At 53.0% G+C, this 12310-nt stretch carries 5 protein-coding genes; 4 read left to right on the plus strand and 1 reads right to left on the minus strand.

The window, feature by feature from the left end; genetic code table 11:
- From FKG94_RS27995 to FKG94_RS28005, 3 genes are all read left to right on the plus strand, one after another.
- The coding region (locus tag FKG94_RS27995; RefSeq protein ID WP_142930261.1) for an efflux RND transporter permease subunit at positions 1–1743 on the plus strand (1743 nt) is incomplete at its 5' end.
- A 644-nt stretch (positions 1744–2387) separates the two neighbouring features.
- Positions 2388–9734 (plus strand): FG-GAP-like repeat-containing protein, encoded by a 7347-nt coding sequence (locus FKG94_RS28000; protein ID WP_179957848.1) that lies wholly within the window; start codon positions 2388–2390, stop codon positions 9732–9734.
- A 2-nt stretch (positions 9735–9736) separates the two neighbouring features.
- Entirely contained in the window at positions 9737–10264 is a 528-nt protein-coding gene (locus tag FKG94_RS28005) for a hypothetical protein (RefSeq protein ID WP_142930263.1), read from the plus strand.
- A 439-nt stretch (positions 10265–10703) separates the two neighbouring features.
- On the opposite strand, the gene FKG94_RS28010 is transcribed toward FKG94_RS28005, so the two are convergent.
- Positions 10704–11672, minus strand: coding sequence for a transposase (locus FKG94_RS28010; protein WP_142930264.1), 969 nt, complete (start codon positions 11670–11672; stop codon positions 10704–10706).
- Positions 11673–11855: 183 nt separating this feature from the next.
- Here FKG94_RS28010 and FKG94_RS28015 point away from each other — a divergent pair.
- On the plus strand, positions 11856–12310 hold a 455-nt coding region (locus FKG94_RS28015; RefSeq protein WP_179957849.1), incomplete at its 3' end, for an efflux RND transporter permease subunit.

The raw sequence follows: 12310 nt of genomic DNA on the forward strand, positions 1-12310 counted from the left end.
ACAGTGATTGCCATACTGGCATTTGCCGCCATCGGCCTGTCGCAGGACGACACCGGTGAATTTTGTCTCAGTCTGTTTCAGGTCATGCTGTTTTCGTTGACCTTGAGTTGGATTATCGCCGTTACCATCACGCCGCTGCTGTGCTACTGGTTACTCCCCGGACCCGCGGCTGAGGGCGCCGCCCCGACGGCGCTGAAGGACGTCTATGGCGGTCCGTTGTTTAGCCGCTACCGGCGCCTGCTCGAAGCTTGTCTGCGGCGGCGTTGGTTGACGCTCGGGGTGATGGCGGCGCTGCTGGCGGCTGCTGTCTATGGTTTTTTCCAGGTGCAGGGCTCTTTTTTTCCGAAGTCGACCATGTCCAAGTTTATGATCCACTACTGGCTGCCGGAGGGAACGGATATTCGCAAAACCTTTGCCGACGTGCAGGTGCTGGAACAGGCGGTTCTCGCCGACGACCGCGTCGACTCGGTGGCCAGTTTTATCGGCGCGGGTGCGCCGCGTTTTATCCTCACTTACTCGCCGGAGAAGACCAATGACAGCTATGCTTTTTTGTTGGTCAGTGTCAATGACTATCGTGAGATAGACTCGCTGATGGACACTTTCCGCGTGTATCTGGCGGAGCACTTTCCCGATGCCGAACCCAAGTTGCAGCGTTTCAATCTCGGCCCCAGTCCCGACTCCTCGTTTGAAGTGCGGATCAGCGGTCCCGACCCGCAGGTGTTGCGCACACTGTCCGAGCGGGTCAAGGTATTGTTGTACGCATCACAGGCGGTGGAAATTCGCGATGACTGGCGCCAGCGGGTGAAAGTGGTGCGCCCGCTCTATGCTGAGCGCCAGGCGCAGTTTGCCGGTGTCGACCGCACCGACTTGAATGAAGCGCTACAGACCAATTTCAGCGGCCTGCTGGTGGGTGTGTACCGGGAGAACGACGAGCTGATTCCTATTTATTCCCGCGCGCCCGCGGCGGAGCGCCTGGATGCCTCACAGATCGGCAATGTGCAGGTGTGGAGTCCGGTACTGCAATCGGCGATCCAGATTCGCCAGGTGGTATCGGGGTTCTCCACCGGTTGGGAGGATGCGCAAATTCACCGCTTCGATCGCAAGCGCGCCATTACCGTCGGTGCCGAGCCGCCGCCGGGACAGTTACCGAGCGAGTTGTTCGAGCGCCTGCGGCCAGCCATCGAAACGCTGTCGTTGCCGTTGGGGTACAGTATCGCCTGGGGCGGTGAACACGATGCCGCTACCGATGCGCAGAAGGGCCTGGCCGCCGGTATTCCCGTCGCCATGGGCCTGATGGTGTTGATCACCGTGGTATTGTTCAATTCACTGCGCCATCCGTTGATTATCTGGTTGACGGTGCCGCTGGCGTTTATCGGTGTCAGCGCCGGTCTGCTGGCCAGCGGCGAACCCTTTGGTTTTATGCCGTTACTGGGGTTTCTCAGTTTGTCGGGGATGTTGATCAAAAATGCGATTGTGTTGATCGATCAGATAAACCTGACCCGGGCGCAGGTGGACGATGCTTGGGAGGCGGTGATCGAGGCGTCGGTGTCGCGCTGCCGCCCGGTGTTGATGGCGGCGGGGACTACAGTGCTCGGTATGTTGCCGCTGTTGCGGGATGATTTTTTTGTCGGTATGGCGGTGACGATTATGGCGGGGTTATCGTTTGCCAGTGTGTTGACGCTGGTGGTGGTGCCGGTGTTGTATACGGTGGTTTTTAATATTTGTCGCCCGCAGGCTGGGTGATTCTTATGAGGATTCAAGCATCTGGTTGATTCGAAACGCAAGCCAGATCCGGTCCGAAAGCGTTTCAAGCTCACACCTATCAGTCGGCTGTTGCACGGCGGTGTCGTATCCGTTCGAACAGGACGCGGATGAATCGTTGTAAAAGTTTTAAAAAAATATTCCGCCTATATTTGCTTGACTCTCGTATTAGAGTTATGGGTAAACTTTGCCGCTCCCTGGTGATTTTCCGTCTGGCCAAAAAACGATGACAGGCCCCGGCAATGTCGATGGATTTATAAGTATAAAACAGAGGAAGAGCTGTTATGGAAAATTCTGTTTTTTTTGCTTCTTGGGTTGCAGTTATTTTTTTCTTCTATCTTGCCTGGCGATTGTATTTAGCAACTGATGTGGTGTGGCGATCTATGTCGTCGGGCCGCTCTCACTATTGGTCAGCCGTCATACTGTTGTCTTGTGCAACACCGGCATGGGCCACGCTTTCTGGGGCACACTTAAAGCCTACGTCGATCCATCTTGATAATACGGATACATTCCAAGAGCGGGCTAATGGCAAGACCTGGCCACTTATGCTTTACGGTAATGACATCTACCGCGTGACAGCCTGTGGTTTACCGGACTGTTCGGCGTTTTCTGCGACCCAAGCGACTATGGCGACGACTTCAACAGCAGATATCACCAGCACTAACGGCAGCTACTCGATAACCTGGGGCGGCAATGCCCATCAGGTAGCTCTCGAGGAGAAAGTGGGGAGTGGTGGCACCTGGACACAACTGGAGTATGCACAAGGTTATCAAGAATATACCAGAAACTTTAGTAACAAGGCCAATGGCCAGTATTTTTACCGGACCCATCTGCAGTTCGGCTTCCCTATTAACCAGTCGTTCTATACGGACCCCATCGAGGTCATTGTCGCTGTAGTGCCCAGTATGCCGTCGTCGCTCACTATATCGCCTTCCACGAGTTACAACGGCAGCCATACCGTCTCTTGGGGGGCCTCTACCGGTATAGTTAGTCACTACCAACTGGAGCAAAAAATCGGCAGCGGCGCTTTCACGACACAATATACCGGCGGTGGGACCAGCCGGGTATTCAGCGGTCTGGGCGTCAATAGTTACGCCTACCGGGTGCGCGCCTGCCACACCGTATCGAGTTTTACCGCCTGTTCCGACTGGCGTTCCTCGGCTGTCGTCACCGTTTCCCAACCGGCAGCGCCGACCCTTACCACGCCGGCGGTGGATGCCGACGGCGTCTATACGGTTACCTGGACGGCCTCGACCGGTGCCGCCAGCTACACACTACAGCGCCGGTTTAACAATAGTGGTTGGAGTACCCTACAGAACAACGGCAATACAGCCTGGTCTGAGCAGGGCCTGGCCAACGGTCAATACGATTATCGGGTCCGTGCCTGCAGTAGTCTCGGATGTTCTGCCTATTCGGCCATTAAGGAGACTTACGTGGGGCAGGGGGACCTGCCGCCGGCCCCTCCACCGGCACCGGTGTTGGCACAGGCGCCGGCACTCACTGACCCCGCGGTAGTGGCTTCCGACCAGGTGGGCACCAGCACGGGAAATTTCCGGGTCGATGAAAGCGGAGCCGCAACCTATCATATGCCGATTGTCGCGGCGGCAGGCACCGCGGGAGTCGTACCGGAGATTGCCTTGAATTATTCGAGTCAGGCGGGCAATGGTTTGCTGGGTAAAGGGTGGATGATTGGAGGCTTGTCTGCCGTCACCCGCTGCCGGCAGACACTGCAACACGAAGGCCAGGCACAACCACTGCGGTGGGACGGCGATGACCGTTTCTGCCTGGACGGGCAGCGGTTGATGGCGGTGTCGGGGAGCTATGGTGCCCCCGATTCAGTGTATCGCACCGAAATCGATACTCAGTCGGTCGTCACTGCGCGAGGGGGGAGTGCCGGGCACCCGGACTATTTCGTCGTTGAGCACAAAGATGGCTCTGTAGCTTACTACGGCAACACACCCGGGGGTAGCTTTGCCGATGCCAAGCAGAACAATGGTGCCGGTCAGACTCTGGCCTGGTCGATAAAACGCCGGCAGGATAGTGTTGGCAACGCCATCTGGTTTTTCTACGCCAACGATGTCGCCGGCCAGCGTATCAGCGAAGTTCGTTACGCCTACGGCGCAAATGCCGGGCCTGCCAACTACGGTGCGCGGATTGTCTTTGACTATGAAAACCGTCCCGATACCATTCGCGGCTATGTCGCCGGTCACGCGTTTACTACCGCTCGTCGTCTCAATACCATCACCAGCTACAACCTTGGCACGGTTATCCGCACTTACCAACTCGGTTACGAAGCGACTAACAGTGTCAATTCCACCAGTCGCTTGAACAGTGTGCAGGAGTGTCTCGGCAGTACCTGTTTGCCCGCCACGGTATTTAGCTGGCCGGCTCATCAGTTTGGTTTTAGCCAGACCGCCAGTGGGTCGATCACCATGAGTCGTCAGTTTGATCGCACGGTTGCTTCTTACAATCATGCGGATATTAACGGTGACGGTAATATGGACCTGGTGTGGTTGGAGCCCGATTACGACGGTAACAGGATCAGCGACCAATATTTCCGCTTCGCCTTGTCAAACGGTACATCGTTTGAGCCGGACCAACAGTTTTATGCCAATGGTGCCAATGTTACAGAAGCGTTTAAGTGGCATATCATCGACTATAACGGTGACGGACGCGATGATGTGATCGTCTTCGACAACCAAAAATGGATGGTTTTTTTGTCAACCCCGCAAGCGGATGGCAGTTGGAGACTGGGTACCGTGCCAATCAATACGCCGTTGACCAGTGAGGAAACGGTGTTTATGGACGCCAACTCTGACGGCTTGGTCGATGCGGTGTATATTGCCAACGGCAATCTGTATATCCGGTATCTGGAACACGACCCGAGCGAGGTTGAGACCAGTAGCCGCTACTACGCTTTTGGTCCACAACGCACATTGGTTAGTGATTTACTGGCCACCTACGGCCCGGGTATTTACAGCATTACAGGTGGTTTTGAATTCAATGGTGACGGTGTCAGTGATCTGTGGTTGCAATCGAATTTTTCCTTCGGCCTTCCCGGTGCCGGGGGGACCATCCTTAGCTATTACGCGCTGACACTGGATGGCACCGTGTCAGCGCCGCAAACGTATTTCCAATATACCACTCAAGGCTCTGACCCCGCGATGCTCAGTGTCCGCCCCGTCGACCTTAACGGAGATGGGTTGAGCGACCTGTTTTATGACGGTTATGAAAATGGTGGGCAGAGTAATAACACCTGGTACTATCGTATCAACACCGGTGCGGGCTTTGGTCCTGCACAGAGCTTCGGTGTGTTACCCAGCTACAGAAAAGCGCAACTGCAGTTTGCTGATCACAACGGCGATGGTGCTACCGATGTCTTCTGGTTGGACACCGAGAGTGACAATGTGTGGATGCGCCCCTGGAACGGCGCCGGCTTTGATGCTGCCATTAGTATGCATGATACCTCCGTGTCTATCTCGCCGGCCTATCGCTTTGTCGACCTCAATGGCGATGGTCGTTTGGACAAGACGTCGTTGGTGAATGACCGATTAGTTACTTTTCTTGGGCATAGTGCTCAGGCGGATAAAATTGAAAGCATCACCAACGGATTGGGCAATCGGTTGGAAATTCACTACGGATCGCTGGCACAGACCACTCACTATGATCGCCTGACGGTATCGACCAGCCAGATTTGCGATGAGATAACGATTTTTAATCAAGTCATACCCTACTGCTACACCAGTCCCGCGCCGTTTTATCAGGCCTTAAACGGCCCCTGGGATTTACCGGCCGGCAGTCAGACATTGGGGAAAACCTCGCCGGTCCTGGAATTGATGGCGCCTGTTTATGTGGTGACTCAGGTGGCGGGCTCTGCGCCTGTGCCGGGTAACACCCAGGCACAAAGTCATATCGATTACTACTACGGGGAAGCTAAACTTCAGGCCGGCGGCCGCGGGATTTTGGGTTTCCATCGACTTCGTTCCGTGGACAGGCAGACAGGAGTGGAGACCACGACCACTTATCGGCAGGACTTTCCTTTTACCGGCCGCCCTGAGAACACTCAGGTCCGCAGTGCCGAGGGCCATCTGTTGAGTGAGGTCAACAACACCTGGGAATTAGAAAACTGGAATAACGGCAACCCTCCGGCTCCCTACCAGCTTTTCTTGGCAGAAAGTGTTGAGGAAACCTATAGTCTGGTGAACAACGGCGCAACACCCGGTGATATTTTCCGAAAAATCGTCACTACCTATATTTACGATGATTACAACGGTGACGGTGTTGCTGACAGTAATGCGTTGTATGGCAACCCCACCGATATTGTAGTGCAACACTATGATGCCGGTAATGCACTGGTATCCACGCAAACCACAGAAAACGATTACGGCGCATCGGATTGGGACAAACGCTTCGGTCGTTTGAGCTACACCGAGGTGACGACGGTGAGAGGGAGTCTGAGTACCACGCGCCGCTCGGCGTTCACCTATTACGGGGGCGGCATTCACGAGGGACTGCTGAGAACTGAGGTTATAGAACCCGGCGATCCGGCTTATGCTCTCACGACAACCTACGAGTACGACAGCTTCGGCAATAAAACAAAATCCACCCAGAGCGGTGCCAATGTGGCCAACCGTGTCAGTGTGGCCGTTTTTGACAGTCGAGGTCGGCATAGAGACCAGGTGACCAACGTTTATGGACAGGTCACTGAGCAGATATTGGCCAGGAACAGTTTTGGCCAGCCGACTATCGTGACCGATATCAATGGTGTGGAAACCCATATCACTTATGGCGCCCTGGGACGCCAATACTTTGAGGCGGGCGAGACGGGCAATTACCGCCAGACTCTGTGGAGTCTATGCGATTTCACCTGCCCCAGCGATGCGGTGTATTTGACCACAACGGTCGAGGCGGGTGGCAGGCAAAGCCGGATGTACTTTGACCGCTTGGCCCGCAGGGTACGGGTCAGTACCCTGCAATTTGACGGAACTTGGGGGCATATCGATACGGAATATGACAATCTCGGTCGAGTAAAGCGTCAATCTGAACCGCACAGTGGTGTTGCAAACTATTGGACAGTGTTCGGTTACGACCTGCTGGGGCGCGTCATTCGAACGGATTTGCCCGATGCTGCCAATCCGGTGACAGTCAGCTACGCCGGCTTGACGACCGTCACGACCAACCCGCTTGGGCAGACAAAAACCGATATCAAAAATGTCTTGGGCGAGTTGGTGTCTGTGTATGATCATCTCGGTGGACAGATCAGCTTCGATTATGATGCGGTTGGCAATGTATTGACGACCACCAACCACGGTGGTCCGGGCGACCCTCACACCATTATGATTACCACGACTTACGATAAGCTGAGTCGAAAAGTCGGCATGAATGATCCGGATAAAGGGCAGTGGAGTTACCAATACAATGTATTTGGTGAGTTGATAGCACAGACCGACGCTAAAAATCAGACCCGTACAATGACCTACGATCAGTTGGGCCGTCTGGTAAATCGTGTCGATAAACGAGCTGACAACAGTGTGGAAAGCAATAGCACCTGGACCTATAACAATGCCACCACCGGCGGCGCCCTGGGGGCTCTGTTGGGTGTCGAGGACAGTGTCAGTGGCTATATAGAGATGATCGGTTACGACGGTTTCGGCCGTCTCGACGACACCGTGAAACAGTTTGCAGCGAATGACGCCCACTACGAAAAGATCACCTACGATGAATACGGCCGCATATTCCAGGAGTTCGACGCGGCCGGTGATGGCACTTGGCAGAACCATGCAGTCGAGCATAAGTACAACGTTTACGGCTACCTCAATGCAGTAGTGGATGCTGTTATCTCCGGCGGCCAACCGAAAACGCAATACTACATCGTGCAGTCGATGGACCTGCGGGGCAATGTCACTGAATATATGTCCGGCAACGGGATTACCCGCACGGCAAGTTACGACCCTGCCGGCGGTCGCTTGATCGGTCTGAAAGCTGATCGGTTGCTGGGGGGGAATGTGCAGGATCACACCTACTCGTGGGACGATATCGGTAACCTGATCAATCGGCACGATCAAAGCGGTGCAAAAAATGTCAATGAGAGTTTCCAGTACGATGGCTTAAACCGTTTGACGCGCTCACAGGTTGCGGGGCAAGCTGCGAAAACCGTCAGCTATAACAGTCTGGGCAATATTGTGTTTAAGACCGGCGTGGGTGCCTATACGTATGGAGCCGGCAGCGCCGGACCGCACGCTGTTACCTCCACCGGTGACGGGGTCGGCTATAGCTATGACGCCAATGGTAATATGACCAGTGACTCCGCCGTGGGTGATTTTGGCGGCAGGACCATCACCTATACCACCTTCGATAAGCCCGCGACCATTAGCAAAGGCGGCCATACGACGGCCTTTACCTATGGGCCGAGTCGCGCGCGCTACCTGCGTGTGGATACCGACAGCAATGGCACGACGACGACGCGGTATATCGGCAGGGTCGAGAAAATTACCCGCCCAAATGGTACTCGGGAAGTCAAAAGATACCTCCCTGGCGATGTGTTGATTACATTGTATCGCGACAGCAGCGGCTTTCAGACCGGGAGAGCCACACACTATATTTATAAAGATCACCTTGGGTCTGTCGATGTGATCACTGATGCGGTCGGTGCTGTTGGCAAAACCATGAGTTTTGATGCCTGGGGCCAGCGACGGGCGGCGGTTGACTGGGAAGATTTGACTACCACCAGTCTTCTCAACTTTGATCACAGTATCACCACCCGGGGCTACACCGGCCATGAGATGCTTGACGAGTCGGGCCTGATTCATATGAACGGGCGTATCTACGATCCGCGGTTGGGGCGGTTTGTACAGGCAGATACTGTTATTCAGTTCCCGGATATGACACAGTCTTATAACCGTTATAGCTATGTGTTGAACAACCCGACCAAATACACGGACCCCAGCGGGCACATCATACCGCTTATTGTCGGGATCGCCGCTTATGCGGCCGGCGCTAACTTGGCGGTCGCGGCGCTGTGGGTAGGTATTGCCTCGTTTGCCCAGACGCTGATGCAGGGGGGAAGTCTGCGCCAGGCGTTAACGGCGGGCGTCTCGGCCTTTGCTATGAGCTATATCGGTGGTAATCTACTGCCGCCGGGGACGACGCCGGGATTTACCGAGGTAGTGGCGATGGGCACCTTGGGCGGGGTTACGTCAGCGCTGCAGGGCGGTAAGTTCGGTCACGGCTTTGTCAGTGCGGGGTTGGGTAGCACACTGGGCGGCCAGTTGGGGAATAGTCTTGGCAAGTCCATTGGCAACCAGTTTGTAGGCCGGCTGATTGGTGCGGCGGTAATGGGTGGCACAGTGTCGACGGTGACGGGTGGGAAGTTTGCAAATGGGGCGGCGTATGCGGCTTTTGCGGCGGCGCTGCAAGGACTATCAACCACCGACGATCCCCCAGATGTTCCTCCATCCGATAATAAGCGGAGACAGTTATCACCGTTATCCGAAGAACAAATAGAAGAGATTGATAGAAGACTCGATATCGTTAGAAAAGACCTATTGAACAAGAGCTTTGGATCAGGAGAGGATGGAACGAAAGCAGCTGCACTTGCCTTGGATCAAAGTGAAGTTTTGACATCTATCTCTGAAGACTTTGGCGTTGAGCCATGGGCTGTCGTTTCAGGAGATAATTCCACAATCAGCGCTATTGGATCTGCATATAAGCCAGGACATGCTTATGGCTCCACAAGAGCGCTTTTGTTGTCACCGAAGAGTCATACTATATGGCACCGTCATCCGTCAGGGCATTCTTTACACAATGGCGATTTAGCAACAGCTATTGCCAGCCGTCCAAGGTACAATGTTTTTGCCTCGGGTTCTGATAGGCTCCAAGGTGTTTTTATAAAGACAGACACTGCTCCTTATAAAATCCATACCTATATGGATGGGCGGTGGAGAAATGATATTGATATTTACAGGCCGAGGTGATAGTGAGTATTAAAATCCTTAGATTTATTTTTTGGTCTTCGCTTACGCCGTATGCGTTAGCATTAGATTGTGTTAGAACTGACTTTGACATCAGAAACTTTTCTGATGCATTAATCGTAGTAGCAGATGTAGTTACGGTTGGAAGAACGAAAAAGCAAGTTGCTAATTTACTGATTGATAAAGGATGCAATAGCGATTCATCTTTATGTGATTCTAAAAAATTTGACTTTGATGATTTTTACCAGCGATATGCCCTAATAGAGCCCAACTATCGGGTTAAGGTCAAAAAATCTTTAAAAGGTCAGATTAAAAAGGGTGCTGTGCTAGATTTGCCCGAACATGCGTATCCAGCTTTGCATATAGATACAAGCTATCTTCTATTCTTGTATAAAACTGAGTCAAGTGTGAAAGGAGAGTACTATGTCAATCCGTGTTTTGTCTCAGGTTTAGGAAGAAAGAGCTTACCGGATTTCTATTATTTTAACCAATCAGCAGAAGAAATAATTGATGAGATCAAGGACTCACAGTAAGTCTATCTCGATTTGACGCACCGCAATAGCAAGAGACAGCAAGAAAACAAGCAAATAGCAAGAAGCAAATAGCAAGGACAGGCACAATAGCAACACAATAGCAAGGACAGGCACCGCTAGCAAGCAACAAATAGCAAGAAATAGCAATAAATAGCAAGGACAGGCACCGCTAAAAAGACAATAGCAAAATAGCAAGGAAAAAAACAATAGAAAGGAATAGCAAGGACAGGCACCGCTAAAAAAACGAGAGCACGCAGCCAAAATACTCGCCAAAGACAAAGCTGTCTTTTATTAAGGCGGCAGGAGTTTTTGAGATAATGAAAAAATTAAGTGATGATTAGAAAATGGCTGTAAGTCTACGAAAATATAGCCAACACCATCAGCCTAGAACACAAATACCCGTCAAAGTATACCTTGATAGAAGTTTCAAGAAATGATTTTAAGCGACTTTTTTGCGAGCCCGGGTTTTTCTGAATAGCGCCGTGTGGATTTGTTCAAAGGTTTGGCTATGTTGCAGCCAGGTTTTGGGTGACATTGAAAGACGCTGTAAAAGCGGCGGTAAGCTATCAGGGATAGATCCTCGCTTGCCACTTCGAATAGCGCGTCCAGTCCAATCAACCAGCTCTAAATAGCCAGCAAGACTAAATGGAATCCCAGGGTATACGCCGTCTGTGATGCTATCGGAGAAGTGTAGCAGCGGCTTTAAAGGCAAATCAAAGCGATTAAAAGCACTCTGCGCTTTCTGTTCTTTAATGGCGCTGGCCAAATCAAATCGCGGCGCTATACGTTCCTGGACGCTGGTGTAATCAGAGCACTCAGGCACCTTGGTAAGGCCCCCTCGGATTGGATTGAGGTCAACGTAGACCATACAACTTAACAGGGCCTCTTCAGTTAACAACGCTTGAGACTTATAACGAGATTCCCAGAAGTGGCCGGTGCACTGATCTTCTTTATTGGCCTCTCTGGCAATAGGTTCGTTTAAGCACTTCATAAACCAGCTTAAGTCGGTTAAACGTTGGCGCCACACAGTGATGATGTCGGCGATAGTCGCCAATTCGGCAGGCGCCAAAGGCTCGCCGCTTTGATAACGTCGGACTAGCAAGGGGCCTTTGTAGAGGCTGGTCCAGCGTTCAACGACATCATCATCATGCCAGCATTCGGCTTGTTCTGGATCTAGCTTGACGACGATATGGTAGTGATTGGACATCACGGCATAGGCACAGACGTCAATCGAGAACAGAGAAGACAACAACCGAATGCGGTTGACAATCCATTGACGGCGATGCTCGTAGTTTCGGTTGGTGTGCTGATCGATGCCACATAGGAAGGTGCGCCGGACACAGCGGGAAACCACGTGGTAGTAGGGCGTATTTTGAACAGAGACGAGTGCTTTCCGAGGTCGAGTCATCGTTAGATCCATTAACGATTGAGGAGTAGCGATCTTAGGATAAGGGTGTGAGATTGTCAATTTAGAGTTTAAGAGAATTCAGGAGTGCCTGTCCCAGCAAACGGTCCTGTCCCAGCAAACGGTCCAACGAGCAAACGCCATGTCCCAGAACGCCAGGGGTGCCTGTCCCAGCAAAGCGCTACAGTGATTGCCATACTGGCATTTGCCGCCATCGGCCTGTCGCAGGACGACACCGGTGAATTTTGTCTCAGTCTGTTTCAGGTCATGCTGTTTTCGTTGACCTTGAGTTGGATTATCGCCGTTACCATCACGCCGCTGCTGTGCTACTGGTTACTCCCCGGACCCGCGGCTGAGGGCGCCGCCCCGACGGCGCTGAAGGACGTCTATGGCGGTCCGTTGTTTAGCCGCTACCGGCGCCTGCTCGAAGCTTGTCTGCGGCGGCGTTGGTTGACGCTCGGGGTGATGGCGGCGCTGCTGGCGGCTGCTGTCTATGGTTTTTTCCAGGTGCAGGGCTCTTTTTTTCCGAAGTCGACCATGTCCAAGTTTATGATCCACTACTGGCTGCCGGAGGGAACGGATATTCGCAAAACCTTTGCCGACGTGCAGGTGCTGGAACAGGCGGTTCTCGCCGACGACCG

It is taken from the genome of Exilibacterium tricleocarpae, from assembly GCF_007004655.1.
GTDB lineage: Bacteria > Pseudomonadota > Gammaproteobacteria > Pseudomonadales > Cellvibrionaceae > Exilibacterium > Exilibacterium tricleocarpae.

Bases quoted from the DNA above. Each gene is read 5' to 3' on its own strand.
- FKG94_RS28000 (WP_179957848.1), top strand. From the start codon at position 2,388: ATGGCGACGACTTCAACAGCAGATATCACCAGCACTAACGGCAGCTAC.
- FKG94_RS28010 (WP_142930264.1), bottom strand. From the start codon at position 11,672: ATGACTCGACCTCGGAAAGCACTCGTCTCTGTTCAAAATACGCCCTAC.